Raw genomic sequence first — 16,762 nt, 5'->3', positions numbered from 1 at the left:
TTGGTAAGGAGGTAGTCAAAATAGAGAATAAATATTTTGCTGGATATCTTGCAGTTTTTGCTTTTGTAATTGTTCTCATTTACATATTTAGTCACTTGGGTGGGGTTGAAAACCCAATAGACTTAACAAAGTATACTTGGCCTAAACAATAAAAAAGAGCGTTGGACTTAAATTTCCGCGCTCTTTTGCTGTTGAGAAGCTTTTTCAATGATTTGGTAAAGAGATAGATCCTTGTTATTGATCCACCAAGCTGCAGAGGTCCTTTTCGAGAGGGAAATTAGAGTTTCGGATTTAATATTTTTGTTAGATGCTTTATTAAAAAAATTGATTCTTATTTGTCTGGCCCATCTAATTTGAGCTATAGATCCTTTGAGGCCCGGTATGTTGTAGTGACTTTCAATTTCGCTAGCTAAATTGTTTAGATAGTCTTCCATTTCGTTAGAATGTACAAACTTAACCAATATAGTCACCTCATCATTCGTATTTTTGAAGTGTTCTTCTTTAATTTGTACGTTATTTTCCCCAAAGCTCAATGACGAATAGAGTAGTTTCATTTTGCAACTCATTAATTTTGTCCATTATCTGATGCACATCAATGGTGCGACTTCATTTTTAATTGACTCCCAATGAAACGGATAATAAGACGTATATCATTTGACTAACCTCCTTGATTCAATAATACATCATAAAATTGAACGAATGAAACAATCCATTACCTTAATTTTTCTGTTGTTAAAAGAACGTATATTCTCATATAATGGGGCACAGGTGATTTTGTGCTAACAGATTTTAAACGCAAGGTACTCCGTATCTTTTATAACTATAAAAGTGGACATAAACGTTTGAATTATACATGAAATGGCAGTAAAAACAGGTTAGAGCAAGACGGACGTTACGGCTACTCTGGACGTTCTAGCTAAGGTTCTTTTTGAAAATATAATTAACTCAACTTTCGCATCTAGAATATCTCCCTAACCCCTTGTGGGCGTAGTAAGAATTCAAAATAACTAATTCTATTGACAAAAAAACACCTCGCTTGTTTAGTATCATGCAAGTGCGACCAACCATGAACAAGAAAGGTGTGTAACCCTATGTTACAGCAACATTCCCTGTCTGAACAGTCTCGTTTTTCTAAACTTTTTGCTACACTCCATATTGGAAAAGCCCTCATGCACGCCGGTATTTCCAAATCGTTTGGCCTTTCGAGTTTAGCGATTTTCCGGATTATAATTCTCGCTGGTCTTTGAAGGGAAAAACTGGTTTCGTCTTTTGGAGAGCGACAGCCGAGCAGACCTTCCAGGTAAAGATGTTGTCTATCGGTTCTTGAATCAATCTTCTTTTGCATGGCGGCGATTTTTGCAGATGTTAAGCCTTCGGATCGTACGCCATTTTGAATCGCTCATTTCATCTAGACGGGTGCATGTATTTATCGTTGATGATTCGGTACTTAGCCGAAACAGGAGTAAAAAAGCAGAGCTGCTAGCACGTGTGTTTGACCACTCTACAGGCAAATTTTCTAAAGGATACACCATGCTCACGCTCGGCTGGTCGGACGGCTTTAGCTTTGCTCCGCTGGATTTTGTAATGCTGTCCTCCGCGAAATTTGCCAATCGCTTATGCGAAATAGTTTCCCATCTTTCAAGACGTAGCCACGGATACAAACGCCGAATGGAGGCTTTTTCCCGGAAGCCAGATGCGGTTGTGGGCTTGCTAGATTAGGCTTTAACAGCTGGCCTCACTGCAGACTATGTGTTAATGGACAGCTGGTTTACGCAAGCCCCTTTGCTTCGGGAGCTCACGGACAGAGGTCTGCCTGCGATAGGGATGGTGAAAGAAATGAAGCAGCGATATCTCATGTCGGGACAGCGAATGACACTGGGAGAAGTGTTCCAAACTCTGCCAAAATCGAGTGCAAAAGACATCAAAGGCTCCATGGTCGTGCATACTTCATGCCGTCTTCCTGTGAAGCTTGTCTTTGTGCGCAACCGGAATAAAAAGCGGGAATGGCTTGCCATTTTAAGCACAGATGTCACGCTGGATGATGCCGAAATCGTACGAATCTACGGCATGCGATGGAGTATTGAAACCTTTTTAAAGTCACAAAAAGCTATTTGAAACTGGGAACAGAATTTCAGGGGCGTTCTTTCGACCAATTGATTAGCCACACGACGGTTGTATTCAGCCGTTATTTGGCGATGGAATACGAACGGCTGGAATCCAGTGATGACCGTACACTTGGCGGACTCTTTTTTCTTTTTGCCGATGAAGTCCGCGATCTGGACTTCCAGACCGCGCTTCAGCAATTGATGAGATTATTTCTTGAAATGGCAGAGGCAAAAACGAAAAAGAACAAAACGGCCGTTTTTTGTCAACTACATGAATGGATCGCTGGTTTACCCAGCTATATCAAGGGTTTGTTTGGAGATTTGAGCTGTGAAAGTTGAGTAATTAAATAAATATTTAAGTAATGTTCTCTAACTCTTTTACGTGAAAAGTTAAATTTTGCATATTACTAGTGCAGTTCATAAACCGAAAAGGAACATAATACATATCAGAAAGTGGATTCGGGCGTCTATTTATGAAGAGAGGTCACAATGGTGTATACTATCGATAGGCATATATTACCTTTCGCATCAACCAACACAACAATCTATGGACGGAGGACTCAAGTTTATGTTGAAACAGCTTAAGCCATATAAGGTATTACAGGAGCGTAGAATCGAAGAACTGAAATCCGATGCGTACCTGCTGGAACATCAAAAATCGGGTGCTCATATCGTACTGTTGTCCAATAGTGATGATAACAAGGTGTTCAACATCGGTTTTCGCACACCTCCTGAAGATGATACAGGGGTAGCTCATATCCTGGAACACTCCGTGCTATGTGGCTCGAAAAAGTTCCCGGCTAAAGATTCTTTTGTGGAGCTACTCAAAGGTTCGCTCAATACATTCCTCAACGCGATGACGTATCCTGACAAAACCGTCTACCCCGTTGCGAGTCGCAACGATCATGACTTCCATAACTTGATGGATGTGTATCTGGATGCGGTATTAAATACGAATATTTATGAGAATGAAAAAATATTTTTGCAGGAAGGTTGGAATTACAACCTGACTTCACCAGAAGACGAACTGACATACAACGGCGTAGTGTATAACGAGATGAAGGGTGCCTTTTCTTCGCCAGAACGGTTGGTTCGACGAGAGGTGCTGAATTCTCTTTTCCCGGATACAACGTATTCCTGCGAGTCTGGAGGCTTCCCGGAGGCGATTCTGGATCTCACTTATGAAGGATTGCTTGATTTCCACAAACGGTACTATCATCCGTCCAACAGTTACATCTATCTATACGGGGATATGGATATGGAAGAAAAGCTGCAGTGGCTGGATGAAAATTACTTAGGCAACTATGATCGGATCGAGATTGACTCCGAGATTAAACTGCAATCTGCTTTCCCGAAACGGGTGGATACGGTAAAGTCCTACTCTGCGGGAAGCACGGAATCCGAAGTAGACAATAGCTTTTTGACCTATAATGCGGTGATTGGCACAAGTCTGGATAAGGAATTGAACATTGCGTTTCAGATTTTGTTATACGCACTGCTCAATGCACCGGGAGCTGTTCTGAAGCAAGCCTTGCTGGATAAAGGCATCGCGAAGGATGTCTACGGCTCTTATGATGATAGCTTGTATCAACCCGTGTTCACGGTGGGACTGAAGAAGAGCAACTTGTCCAGTAAGGACGAATTTCTCGGGACGATCAAGGAAGTGCTGGAGCGCGTTGTGAAAGAAGGCTTTGACCCGAAAGCATTGCTTGCTGGAATCAACTCTTATGAGTTCAACCACCGGGAAGCGGACTTTGGCCGGATGCCGAAAGGACTGATCTACGGACTCTCCTCCCTCCAAAGCTGGCTGTATGATAAGGAAGCGCCTTTCACGTATTTTGAAGCGAATGATGTATTTGCAGAACTTCGGTCCAAAATGAAAGACGGTTATTTCGAACAACTGATTGAGAAGTATTTATTACAAAACACACATATATCATTTGTTGCGCTCACACCTGACAAAGGCTTGAACGCACGCAAGGAAGAGGCACTGAAGGAGCGGTTGAAGTCGGTGCAGGCTGGACTTCGTCCAGAAGAGGTGCAGGATATGATTAAGCGCACCGAGGCGCTTGCCGAGTACCAGAACACCCCTTCCACCAAAGAACAGCAGCAAGTCATCCCGACGTTGTCTATTGAGGACATTGATACGAAGGCGTCTAAACTGTACCAAACGCTGAACAACGTGGATGGCACAACGATTTTGCATCATAATTTGTATACGAACGGTATTGGTTATCTGAGACTGTTGTTTGATATCAAGGAAGTACCGCGCCGCTTGTTGCCTTATGTGGGATTGCTCAAAAACGTACTTGGTTACGTGGACACTCAAAACTACTTGTTTAACGAGTTATCGAATGAAATTCATATTCATTCTGGAGGCATCAACAGCGGGGTTGGTTCTTATGCGAATGCACATCAGCTTCATGATTTCAAAGCAACCTATGAGTTCAATGCGAAAGTACTGTATGACAAACTGGGATTTGCTTTCGATATGATCAAGGAGATCGTGTTTACGTCCCGTTTTGACAACTCGAAGCGACTTTTCGAGATTATTTCTCAGGTCAAAGGTAATTTGCAACGCAGTCTGATCAACAGTGGTCATTCCGCAGGAGTTGCCAGATCGTCCTCGAAACATTCAGCCGTTGCTGATTTCCGGGAGGCGGTTAGCGGGATTGCTTATTATCAGTGGCTTGAGGATCTACAGGCGAACTTTGATGCGAAAAAAGAACAGCTGTCTTCCAGCCTGCAAGAGCTGATGGGTTACATTTTCAGACCGGAGAACCTGCTTGTCAGTTACACGGCAGACGATAAAGGATACGAAGGTCTGGAAGAGCAGGTGTCCGCTCTGAAAGCCAAGCTGTTCACACATGATGTGGCGAAGGAAGCTTTTACCTTTACGCCTGCAACACATAACGAAGGTTTCCGTTCTCCTTCCGAGGTTCAATATGTCGTTCAAACCGGGAACTATGCTGAAAAGGGCTACGCCTATACGGGCTCATTACGTGTGTTACAGGGTATCTTGTCACTGGACTATCTGTGGAACAATATCCGTGCCAAAGGTGGCGCTTACGGCTGTATGTCCGGGTTCAGACGGAATGGTGACAGTTTCCTGGCTTCCTACCGTGACCCGAATCTGGATAAAACCTACAAAGTATACGAGGAGATTCCGCAGTATTTGAACGATTTCCGTGCCGACGAACGGGAGATGACTCGTTATATCATTGGGGCGATTCAGGATCTGGATACGCCAAGAACGCCTTACAGTGAAGGGGCATTCTCGCTGGAATGTTATCTGTCTAATGTGACGGAAGCTGATCTGCAGCAGGAGCGCAATGAGGTGCTTGGTACGAAAGAGAGCGATATTATCGGGTTTGCCGGATTTGTCTCTGCCTTTCTGGAGCAACAGCATCGGTGTGTTATTGGAAATGAGCACAAGATTGAGGAGCAGAAGCAACAGTTTGACGAAACGTTGGATTTGATCAAACATTAAGGAGCAGTAACCAGGGTTGCGACTGTGAAAAGAAAGATTCAATCAATATCTTTAGAAAAAACATCTGTAGATAAAAAGAAGAGACACTTGCAAGGGCTGGTAAGTAAAACAGCTTGGGCAAGTGTCTTTTTTATTTTATTCGGGCTTCCGCTTAAGTTACCGCAAGCATGTTGTAAATTTTAAGTGTGCGCAGATCCTCTTTGGAGATTTTCAGTTCATTGTATAGCTCGGGTGTTTCCGGCAACGGTGTTCGAGAGAAAAGCATTTTCAGTGCAATGGGCATAAACGGCCTGAATGAAACACCAGCCATAAGTCCCCATTTTTTCTCCGATTCCTGGAAGGATGCCAAAATATTAATGTACAAATTCTCCAGCGGGGTAGCCTGATTTTTCAAAATGAGTGTAGTCAGCGTATCATAATGCTCGGTGTGACCCCAGTACATATTTTCACATTCCTGATAATTGTCAAAATCCTTTACATTCATATACATCACCGTACGGTAGCGATTGGCATCCGACTGTGCCATCATGTCGATCACGCAGCGAATGAGACTGTTGTTCCTGCCGTCGTAGAAGTACGAATAGAAGCGGGTGGAGTTTTTGAAAAAGCTGGACTGGACCGTGTTCATCAGCGGAGACGCATGCCTCGGTTCTTGGTAGAGCAACTGCTCTACCTGAATGTTCAGCGCATCTGCAATCTGGTGTAGTGTGATGAGATCCAGCGTAATATCACCGCTCTCATATTTGGAAAGAGTACCTTTGCTCTTGAAAATCTGGTCTGCCAGTTGTTGTACGGTGAGCCCGCGCCATTTGCGGAAGTTTCGTATTTTTTTGCCCACTTCCTGGTTGATGTTGTTCATTGGGGTGCTCCTTATCGAGTGGGATGATCGGAAGTGTTTCCTGAGAATAGACAAATAAGCTGAAAGTCTTTCTTAAACGCCAAAGCCTATCAGAAATATATCACTTTTTCAGTGAAAAGCCTATTCTAAAGAAACATCATAATTGATTTGTTTCTTCTAAGTAGATTCCCTTGCATTTGATGCAACTCCCGCGGCATGGAACAATAGGGTTAGAAGTGATGAACCGAAGAACGGATAGATCCAACATCCATAAATGATGAAATGAAAAGACAGAGGAGTTAACCCTATGACCAAGATGAGCAATACGAACAAGATAGACAATTCTTATAATTTTGATGAGATCATTGACCGCACCGGAACCAACGCCATGAATACGGATGGTTTCCGCCAATATATTTTCAACGCAACGAGTGAGATGAAATTTCCGTTTAAGGATGAGGAGTTCATCCGCATGTGGATTGCCGATATGGAGTTTGCCACACCTCCCGAGATTTTGGATGCCGTGAGAGAACGCCTGGATCGCCGCATTATGGGGTATTCGCAAGTTTTTGACCCGAGTTACTATGAAGCGGTAGCAAGCTGGATGAAACGATATTATGACTGGTCTTTCCCGAAGGAGCATCTGGAGACATCGAATGGCATTATTCCCGCGCTCTATGAACTGGTGGAGTATATCTGCCAGCCGGACGAAAAGGTATTGATCCTGACACCGTCCTATGGATTTTTCAAATCGGCAGCAGACCATAACCAGCTTGAGCTGGTGTGCTCGGACATGTTGAATGAAGAGGGGCACTATACGATTGACTTTGACGATTTTGAAGCGAAAGCCAGAGACGAGAAAGTTCGGGTATGCATTTTCTGTAATCCGCATAATCCATCTGGACGCATCTGGAGAACGGAGGAACTGAAGCGAGTAGGCGAAATCTGTTTGAATAATGAGCTATGGATCATATCAGATGAGATTCATTGTGATCTGCTTCGTACGGGAAAAACACATACCCCACTCGCCAAACTGTTCCCGGATACAGACCGAATTATAACTTGTATGTCTCCCAGCAAAACGTTCAACATGGCGGGTCTGATGTTTTCCAATGTCATTATTCCCAACAAGGCACTAAGGGAGATCTGGCAGGCACGTCATTACGGCTTCAAAAATCCGCTAAGTATTACGGCAACTCAAGCAGCTTATGAACATGGCGATGAATGGCTGAGACAGTTAAAACTTTACCTGGATGATAACTTTGCGTATGTTGATGACTTTTTAAAAACACATCTGCCGCTTGCCGTTTTCCACATTCCTGAGGCAACGTACCTTGCCTGGATTGATATTACGCCATATGCACCGAAGAATGTCAGCCTGCCTCTGTTCTTTGCGGAGCAAGCAGGCGTATTACTGGAGGATGGGGGAATGTTTGTGGCAAACGGCGAAGGTTGTATCCGGTTAAACCTGGCTTGCCCTCGTTCTGTCCTGAAGGAAGGTTTGAGTCGAATTAGTCGGGTGCTGGTGGACCAACTGACAGAACAAAAACAGGTGAAACAGGTGCCCGCACACGTATAACATCAGTAGGTTTTACGATGAACACGGGTATATACAGATCAATAGGAAAGGGGCGGAGCAGAACGTATTCTGTTTCGTCCCTTTTTGAGTGTTTCTTTTATTTATCTGAACGATTTCCTTTCTCTTCGTCGTACACTTCTGGTCTGTCGACTACGGTTATGTTAAAATGATGGATAGTCTATGAGTCGCGGGACATGTGACTCTTGCAGGGAAGAGCCCTTCCAAACGGGCTACACGGATATGTATTCATCAGGGGAAAGGAGCCTATATATTATGTTTGGAAATGATTGGGACGAGGTGTTACAGCAGGAGATGGAAGCGGAGTATTTTGACAAGATTCGTTATGCGCTCGCTGCTGAATATAAAACACAGACTGTCTACCCGCCCAAGGAAGATTTGTTCTCTGCCTTGAAGTTGACCCCCTATCATCGGGTGAAAGCCGTTATTATTGGTCAAGATCCTTATCACGGGGCAGGGCAGGCGCATGGATTAAGTTTCTCGGTCAGACCGGGGGTGCGCGTACCCCCTTCACTGAAAAATATATATAAGGAACTTCATGCCGATCTGGGTGTGCCTGTTCCAAAGCACGGTTCACTTATTCACTGGGCAGAGCAGGGTGTGTTGTTGTTAAATGCGGTTCTGACGGTTCGGGAGAGTCAGCCGAATTCTCATCAGGCCTTGGGGTGGCAGACGTTCACGGATGCTGTTATTCGTGAGCTGAATGAACGCAATGAGCCTATGGTGTACATGCTATGGGGAAGTCACGCTCAGAAGAAGGGTGCTTTTATTAATAGAGACAAACATCTGGTGTTGGAATCAACACATCCGAGCCCTTTAGCTGCACATCGCGGCTTTCTTGGCAGTCGGCCTTTTTCCAAAGCTAATGAATTTCTCGTCTCCAAAGGTATTAAACCGATCGATTGGACAATACCTGAAAACTAGATATGTTGAACAAATCATTTACACAAGGAACGTAGAGGATAGAAAAAACCTGAAAAAGCGAAGCTAAAAGCTTTCTGTAAGAAAGCTACATCGTAAGCATAAGCTTCGCCTTTATCACCGGATTTTCCCCTTTGGAAAAGGGAATCAAAAAATCTGGGGATAACAGCTACTCTCCAGGTTCTTCTGTCATTGGAGTGTCTGTGTAAATATCTTTGGTTCAACGGATATAGATAGATTGGAGGCGAGCACATTGCGACATTGGATTGGACGAAAAGTAGCAGTATACCGGGCAACAGGAATTCGCGAGCCTCTGAAGGGAACGCTGGTAGAGTGGGATGAAGAAACGGAATGTGTTCGAATTGGACCGAAACGGATTAAAGTATCGTTTGACAATATTGCAATGATCAAACCACTTCCGGACGAAAGCCTGCCTCTGAAGAAAGCACGTTCTGAAGTGCACAAGATCGGATATGTGATGAAAAAAGCAGTGCAGTTTGAAAATGCGATTTATTTCAAGTCACAGATTATGATTTGGCGGCGTGCCAAAATTGTAGCGTTATCCACTACGATTGTAAGACATGACGAAGATCAGGTCGAGCTTGAAGACGGCCGTCTGCTTCGCAAGGACAAGCACATGTTTGTGGTACGTTCGCGGCGCGGCATACGATAGTCTGGTTGAAATTTAATATGTATTTCATACTGCGATCATACAGCATTAATGTTTCGATCTTATAGTAGGTAGTAACAACCCCTTCTAAATTAATGTGTATGGATTTGGGAACCCGGCCGGCTGCAAACGGCCGGGTATTTTTTTCTCTTTTTTTAGCGGGAGGCGTATGAAAGCAACATGGAGAAGCAAAGAAATAAACGATTTCAAACTTCGTATAACGTTTTGCATGAGTTCTGTTAACGTGCTGTAACATAGCAATGACACTTATACTGTATACTAAGGAGATAGAACTCAAAAAGGAGTGAAACCACTTGAAACGGATATGTGTTTTTGCTGGGTCTAACCCGGGAAATCATCCTGATTATATTAAGCATGCTTCCCTTTTGGGGGAACAGATTGCGGGCAGCGGATATGCCCTGGTCTATGGCGGGTCTTGTATGGGGTTGATGGGGGCAGTCGCGGATGCGGCTCTCGAGGCAGGCGGAGAAGTGATTGGGGTTATGCCTACGGGGTTATTCCGGGGTGAGGTGGTTCACGGCGGGCTTACTCAACTGATTGAAGTGGGTACGATGCATGAACGGAAGTCAACGATGGCACAGTTATCCGATGGATTTATCGCACTTCCGGGTGGGATGGGCACGTTTGAAGAATTGTTCGAGGTACTGTGCTGGGCACAGATCGGCATTCATCGCAAACCTGTTGGCCTTTTGAATGTCAACGGTTATTATGAACCACTTATGAAAATGGTGGAGCACAGTGTGCACGAAGGCTTCTCCAACACATCACATCTCAGTTTGTGGAGTCTTGAGTCTGATCCGGCTGAGCTGCTTGCTCAGATGGCTGCCTACAGCCCCAAGGAATTGACTCAGAAATGGTCTGAACTCAGCGGAAAGTAAACACCCAATGAAATGGAGTTGTTAACCTGATGCTTCAAGAGAAAAACTTCCTCATTTGCCCAAGCAAATAACGCTTGCGGACATAGTCTATAGTGTACTTTGATGAAGAGGGGAGTGTCACTCATGAGCGATCTCAAAGGAGCAGGTTACGGCTACTGTGGAGGTTTCGGTGGTGGTGTATGGACATCAACAGGCGCAATCCTGGTGTTGTTTATCCTGCTGGTTATCATCTCCCGCACGTTCGTACTGTAATTCAGACCATTCTTATAACGGATGCATGCTGACTCATGGCATCATTCGAAGAAAATGGCCTTTCCAAAGAGACGCCGGCGGCTACCGGCGTTTCAGGGGAACGGTTTTTTTGCTTGCGCCTAAAAAAAGACCTCCATCCCATCGTAATGAGATAGAGCTATCTATTGAAACTATACGACGATTTCCGTAGTATCGCTGGGCAGAATGAGTGTTTTCCAGGCAATGTATAGTCCAATAGCGGAAGCGATCAGTGCAAGGATGGCCGCAACAAAGGCCAGTTTATCAAGTTTATTTTGTTTGGGTTCGATGACGCCGGACTGATTACTTGTTCTGTCAGGTAAAGAGAGTCCTCGAACAGAAGCTCGCGGAATCGTTTGTCGTGATCCGGGAGGTCTTGACGTGCTGATTTTCGATCCGGGTTCTGATCTATTCTTCGCTGAATGGTGTGATGAGCACTTTTGGGCAGAGCAAGATTTGGAAGAGATCGAGTGCTTCCTTGTTCGTGATTTCAACGGTTTCAAAGGGCAACCTCCTTACAGCGGAGTGCAGTTGTCTACGACTGATATTATATTATGTTGGTTTTTAGATTGAGTTCGCAAAAATGAGTGAATCCCCAGCCCTTTAAATGTTAGACCCGTGCTGAATGAACAAGCCAGTATATAATTATACGCTCTCTTAATACGTGTATGACAAATGGTGTATATAGTGAAAGTTCATAGAATCCACTTTTGAATGCAGGAGGGTCTGGATTGGACAAAATCGAAATTATTGCCCACCGTGGTGCATCTGCGGTATGCCCGGAAAACACGATGATTGCGTTTGAGCGAGCGCTAGAGCTGGGGGCAACGGGAATTGAGACGGATGTGCAGATGTCAGCCGATGGCCGGTTGGTGTTAATTCATGATGAAACTTTACAACGGACGGGGGGAAGCGAGGGCTGGGTTAAAGATTTCACTTATGATACATTGCGCACTCTTGATGCAGGCTCCTGGTTTCATGCGGATTTTGCCGGAGAGCCTATACCTTCACTGGAAATGTTGTTTAACCTGGTGCAAGGCAAGAGAATTCTGCTTAATGTAGAGTTGAAAAATGGCATCGTGCCATACAAGGGGATGGAAGAGAAGATCATTCAGGTTATTCGGGAGTGGAACATGGAGCAACAGGTTGTTCTATCCAGCTTTAATCATGCCTCGCTTGTGAAGTGTAAGCGAATCGCGCCGGACATTCGTACAGCGCTTTTATATATGGAGAAGTTGTATCGTCCTTATGATTACGCGGCTAAACTTGAGGCATCGGGCCTTCATCCGTATAAGCTGGCTGTGGCTAAAGAGGAAGTAACTGCTGCTCTTGCGCAAGGTATAGTCACCTATCCGTTTACCGTGAATGATCCCGGCGATATGGAGTTGATGATGGATATGGGAGTACAAGGCATCATCACCGATCTTCCGGATGTACTTGCTTCATTGATGACCGCTCGGACTCGCTCAGCGAATATTGGAATCAAATAAAGATATGTAAGGTTATCGTATGTAAAGTTATCGTATGAGTGCCACACAGGAGCAATGAAGCTCTGTGTGGCCTTTTTTATGCATATTCATGCGAAAATATTCATATCTGCAAGAAAGTTGTCCTTTTTGTCCATTGCCAGACTGGAAGGATTCCCTTACAATGTTCTATGGGAATGAGAATCAATATCAATAGAAGCGGTATTTTTGGAGAGGTGATTGTTATGTACATAAGATTAATAAGCGTCACTCATAACACGGGTGGACAAGTATGAACTTGAACAGTTCTTCCACGCAATCAAATGAGGAGTCACCTACAGCGAAAATCCATACACGCCCATGGGCAGCCACTCTCATTCTAACAGGCGGTATTCTGCTGCTTGCTCTGGGCATGGCGTTGTCTATTTCATTTGGTGCTGCTGATATTCAACTCGGCGTGGTCTGGCAGGCGGTATTTAACTTTAACCCTGACTTGACACCCCATCAGATCATATGGGAGATTCGGTTGCCTCGTATTCTTGGCGGAGCGATGGTGGGTGCTTGCTTTGCTGTTGCCGGAGCGATTATGCAAGGCATGACCCGGAATCCGCTCGCCGATTCAGGACTGCTTGGTTTGAACGCTGGCGCCGGCTTTGCACTGGCGATCTGTTTTGCCTTTTTCCCGGGCCTGCCGTACATGTACATTATTATGTACTCATTCCTGGGAGCAGGACTTGGTGTACTACTTGTGTATGGTTTCGGTGCAGCATCCAGATCAGGTCTGACGCCGCTGCGTCTCGTGCTGGCTGGAGCCGCGGTATCGGCTATGTTGTCTGCGCTGAGTGAGGGGATTGCGCTCTACTTCAGAATCGGACAAGACTTGGCCTTCTGGACTGCCGGAGGGGTGGCCGGAACGAAGTGGTCTCAGCTTGAAGTGATGTTTCCTTGGGTGCTCGCTGCACTGATCGTGGGCATGATCATCTCTCGTTCAATTACGTTACTCAGTCTTGGCGAGGAGATTGCGGTTGGATTGGGACAGCGTACCGGTGTGATCAAGCTGGTCGGTCTGATTGTAGTACTAATCCTGGCGGGTACTGCAGTATCTGTCGTGGGTGCGGTCGGATTTGTCGGTCTGATCATCCCCCACCTTACCCGGAAGCTGGTTGGGGTCGATTATCGCTGGATTATTCCTTGTTCTGCCGTGATGGGCAGTCTATTGCTTGTATTTTCGGATCTGGCAGCACGTATGATTAACCCGCCTTACGAAACGCCGATTGGCGCATTGGTAGCCCTCATCGGGGTGCCGTTCTTCCTGTATCTGGCGCGGAAAGAAAGGAGGACGCTGTAAGATGGGTTCCTCAACTATGGTTGGTGCAGAGCGCAAAAAGAAAACAAAAGGGATCGTTGTTCTTATTGTGCTTGGTCTTTTGATTATTACCGCTTTTATTATCAGTATGAATACCGGCTTTACCAAGCTTTCACCGCTGGAGGTTTTACGGACGTTGTTTGGCAGCGGTACACCGAAACAGGAGCTGATCCTGTTTGAATTCAGACTGCCTCGTATTGTGATTGCTGTTCTAATCGGGGCGGGTCTGGCGTTGTCGGGCTGTATCCTGCAAGGGGTATCGCGGAACGCACTCGCCGATCCTGGGATTCTAGGTATTAATGCTGGAGCGGGGCTTATGGTGATGCTGTTTGTTTCTTTTTTTCCAACGACGACAGCAGCTCCGATCTTTCTGCTTCCGATCCTTGCGCTGATTGGCGCAAGCTTTGCAGCATTTCTAATCTATATCCTTTCCTACAAAAAAGGGGAGGGCATCTTGCCAACCCGTATGTTGCTCACGGGAATCGGGATCGCAGCCGGTATCAGTTCAGCTATGATCGTGTTAACGTTGCGACTTAGTCCCGAGAAATATCAATTTGTGGCCACTTGGCTCGCAGGAAGCATTTGGGGCTCGAATTGGAAGTTTGTTTGGGCACTGTTGCCATTTATCCTGGTGCTTGTACCGCTGGTACTGGCGAAGGCACGTGTACTGAATGTATTGAATCTTGGTGATCAGACAGCAAGTGGTCTCGGTGCTCCTGTAGAGCGTGAACGTATGATTTTGCTTGCTGCAGCAGCTGTTTTGGCAGGAGCCTGTGTGTCTGTAAGCGGCGGTATCGGTTTTGTTGGCCTAATTGGGCCTCATCTGGCGCGTCGTCTCGTTGGGCCAAAACATCAGTTTTTGCTACCCGCATCTGCTCTGGTTGGGTCATTGCTCGTTTTGGTCGCGGATACGCTGGGACGTGTCATTTTGCAACCTTCGGAGATTCCAGCCGGGATTCTCGTTGCAATTCTGGGTGCACCATACTTCCTGTATCTTTTAAGCAGGACGAAATAGAAGGTAATCATCATCATGTTGACGGAGGATTGCCGTAAGGGGGAACTAGGTTTATGCTTCGTCGTTTTTTTGCCTATTATAGGCCGTACAAAAAACTGTTCATTCTGGACTTCACCTGTGCAATTCTGGTTGCGTTGCTGGAGCTGGCTTTTCCGCTAGCTGTGAACCGGGTTGTAGATGATCTGCTGCCAGGTGGACGCTGGGATTGGATTCTATGGGCGTGTCTAGGACTGCTGGGCATTTACTTGCTGAACTCATTCCTGAATTACGTTGTAACCTATTGGGGACATAAGCTGGGGATCAATATCGAGACGGATATGCGTAAAAGTCTGTTCAATCACGTACAGAAGTTATCCTTCCGTTATTTTGATAATACGAAGACCGGACATCTGGTATCCCGCATGACGAATGATTTGATGGATATCGGAGAGATTGCCCACCATGGTCCGGAGGATGTATTTATTGCCGTGATGACATTGGTCGGTGCCTTCAGTATCATGATGAGCATTAATGGGAATCTGGCGATTCTGACGTTTATCATTGTGCCGCTGATTATCTATCTATCTTTGTATTTCGGGAACAAAATGTCCAAAGCCTTCAGCCGAATGTTCGGGGATATTGCCGATTTCAATGCTCGTGTTGAAAACAACATTACGGGTATTCGCGTGGTTCAGGCTTTTGCCAATGAAGAGTATGAAAAAGCACAATTTGCTGTAAACAACGGTCGTTTCCGTCAAACCAAGTTGGTCGCTTACAAAATTATGGCGTGGAACTCTTCCATCAGTTATGTGCTAATGAAGCTGGTATCGTTGTTTGTGCTCGTATGCGGAACGTGGTTTGTCATTAACGGCAGCATGACCTATGGGGAGTTTATTGCCTTTATTATGTTGTCCAATGTGTTCCTGACACCCATTCAGAAGATTAATTCGGTTATAGAGACATATCCTAAAGGCATTGCAGGTTTCAAACGGTATACGGACTTGCTTGATATGGAACCGGATGTCAGGGACCGCCCTAATGCTGTTCCGGTATCCCATCTACGTGGAGACATTCGTTACGAGCAAGTGAATTTCGGTTATTCGGATCAAGAGCCGGTCATTCAGGGTATCGATCTAAGTGTTCGTGCCGGTGAAACGGTAGCTCTGGTCGGTCCGTCGGGTGCGGGAAAAACAACACTTTGCAGTCTGCTGCCACGATTCTATGATGTGCTGGAAGGGCGCATCACGATTGATGGTCAGGACATTCAGCACATGACACTGGATTCCTTGCGCAGTCAGATCGGGATCGTGCAGCAGGATGTATTCCTCTTCGATGGTACGATTCGGGAAAATATTGCGTATGGCAAACTGGATGCATCTGAAGAAGAAATCTGGATGGCGGCTCGTCGGGCCCAGATGGAATCCTTGATTTTGTCCATGCCGGAAGGGCTGGATACACTGATTGGAGAACGCGGCGTGAAGCTGTCCGGTGGACAGAAGCAGCGCTTGTCTATCGCTCGTATGTTCCTGAAGAATCCACCGATTCTCATTCTGGATGAAGCGACGTCTGCGCTCGATACCGAGACGGAAGCCGCGATTCAGCAATCCCTGGCGGAACTTTCCGAAGGGCGTACCACACTAGTCATTGCTCATAGGCTGGCGACGATCAAAAACGCAGACCGCATCGTGGTCGTGGCCGAGCAAGGCATCACAGAGCAGGGACGTCATGAGGAACTGCTTGCTTCGGGCGGCATCTACAGTCGCCTGCACTATGCGCAGTTTGGTGCATAGTTCAGGGAATGAATTTAAGAATGATTGCATGAATAATAAGTAATTACAGCAACAATTCAATTATTATACAAAAGGCTCGAGACGAAGTAATAACTTCAGTTTCGAGTTTTTTTGTATATGTACATATTGACAATGAGAGGGGAAGGAGTGTTATCATTTTGTTAGGAAATTTAATAAAATGTATTAATTGGATTAAGAGAGACGTGAAGGACAAAGCGGTATGGCGTAGCATCATGCTCTAGCATAGAAGTCAATGAGGTTGCAGTGCCTAGTAGTACTTTTAGTGCTCCGCCTACAGATCATGCTTCCATTACTAGAAGTAGTGAAATAATAGCTGACGAAAATTTGTGAAGAAA

At 45.4% G+C, this 16,762-nt stretch carries 13 protein-coding genes and 1 pseudogene; 12 read left to right on the top strand and 2 right to left on the bottom strand.

What is annotated here, in order from left to right; genetic code table 11:
• Positions 1 to 167 precede the first annotated feature (167 nt).
• Positions 168 to 554, bottom strand: coding sequence for a hypothetical protein (locus MKY23_RS19215; RefSeq protein WP_222591813.1), 387 nt, complete (start codon positions 552 to 554; stop codon positions 168 to 170).
• Positions 555 to 1,091: 537 nt separating this feature from the next.
• On the opposite strand from MKY23_RS19215, the pseudogene MKY23_RS19210 reads away from it, so the two are divergent.
• Positions 1,092 to 2,444 (top strand): annotated as a pseudogene (locus MKY23_RS19210) (transposase).
• A 229-nt stretch (positions 2,445 to 2,673) separates the two neighbouring features.
• Entirely contained in the window at positions 2,674 to 5,595 is a 2,922-nt protein-coding gene (locus MKY23_RS19205) for an insulinase family protein (protein WP_339831475.1), read from the top strand.
• Between the two features lie 151 nt (positions 5,596 to 5,746).
• On the opposite strand, the gene MKY23_RS19200 is transcribed toward MKY23_RS19205, so the two are convergent.
• Positions 5,747 to 6,454, bottom strand: coding sequence for a helix-turn-helix transcriptional regulator (locus MKY23_RS19200; RefSeq protein ID WP_339831474.1), 708 nt, complete (start codon positions 6,452 to 6,454; stop codon positions 5,747 to 5,749).
• A 286-nt stretch (positions 6,455 to 6,740) separates the two neighbouring features.
• Here MKY23_RS19200 and MKY23_RS19195 point away from each other — a divergent pair, with 286 nt between their 5' ends.
• From MKY23_RS19195 to MKY23_RS19150, 10 genes are all read left to right on the top strand, one after another.
• Entirely contained in the window at positions 6,741 to 8,012 is a 1,272-nt protein-coding gene (locus MKY23_RS19195) for a MalY/PatB family protein (RefSeq protein WP_339831472.1), read from the top strand.
• A 273-nt stretch (positions 8,013 to 8,285) separates the two neighbouring features.
• On the top strand, positions 8,286 to 8,954 hold the full coding sequence (gene ung / locus MKY23_RS19190; RefSeq protein WP_339831470.1) for a uracil-DNA glycosylase: 669 nt from the start codon (positions 8,286 to 8,288) through the stop codon (positions 8,952 to 8,954).
• 250 nt (positions 8,955 to 9,204) lie between these two features.
• A complete protein-coding gene (locus tag MKY23_RS19185; RefSeq protein ID WP_090923709.1) occupies positions 9,205 to 9,624 on the top strand; it encodes a hypothetical protein in 420 nt (139 codons plus the stop codon).
• Between the two features lie 311 nt (positions 9,625 to 9,935).
• Positions 9,936 to 10,520, top strand: a complete 585-nt coding sequence (locus MKY23_RS19180; RefSeq protein WP_339831467.1) for a TIGR00730 family Rossman fold protein — start codon at positions 9,936 to 9,938, stop codon at positions 10,518 to 10,520.
• A gap of 123 nt (positions 10,521 to 10,643) precedes the next feature.
• Positions 10,644 to 10,772, top strand: a complete 129-nt coding sequence (locus MKY23_RS19175) for a hypothetical protein (protein ID WP_260510917.1) — start codon at positions 10,644 to 10,646, stop codon at positions 10,770 to 10,772.
• 399 nt (positions 10,773 to 11,171) lie between these two features.
• Positions 11,172 to 11,363, top strand: coding sequence for a hypothetical protein (locus MKY23_RS19170; protein ID WP_090923707.1), 192 nt, complete (start codon positions 11,172 to 11,174; stop codon positions 11,361 to 11,363).
• A 158-nt stretch (positions 11,364 to 11,521) separates the two neighbouring features.
• Positions 11,522 to 12,280, top strand: coding sequence for a glycerophosphodiester phosphodiesterase (locus tag MKY23_RS19165; RefSeq protein WP_339831465.1), 759 nt, complete (start codon positions 11,522 to 11,524; stop codon positions 12,278 to 12,280).
• Positions 12,281 to 12,548: 268 nt separating this feature from the next.
• Positions 12,549 to 13,604 carry an iron ABC transporter permease gene (locus tag MKY23_RS19160; RefSeq protein WP_090923705.1) on the top strand — a complete coding sequence of 352 codons (1,056 nt, stop codon included), beginning with the start codon at positions 12,549 to 12,551 and terminating at the stop codon, positions 13,602 to 13,604.
• 1 nt (position 13,605) lies between these two features.
• A complete protein-coding gene (locus tag MKY23_RS19155) occupies positions 13,606 to 14,637 on the top strand; it encodes an iron ABC transporter permease (protein WP_154888231.1) in 1,032 nt (343 codons plus the stop codon).
• Positions 14,638 to 14,690: 53 nt separating this feature from the next.
• On the top strand, positions 14,691 to 16,406 hold the full coding sequence (locus MKY23_RS19150) for an ABC transporter ATP-binding protein (protein ID WP_339831462.1): 1,716 nt from the start codon (positions 14,691 to 14,693) through the stop codon (positions 16,404 to 16,406).
• Positions 16,407 to 16,762: the final 356 nt, after the last annotated feature.

Origin of the sequence: Paenibacillus sp. FSL R7-0272 (genome assembly GCF_037969905.1) — a bacterium.
Taxonomy (GTDB): domain Bacteria; phylum Bacillota; class Bacilli; order Paenibacillales; family Paenibacillaceae; genus Paenibacillus; species Paenibacillus polysaccharolyticus.
The sequence above is the reverse complement of the archived record's forward strand: the minus strand, read 5'-3'. Positions and strand labels throughout refer to the sequence as shown.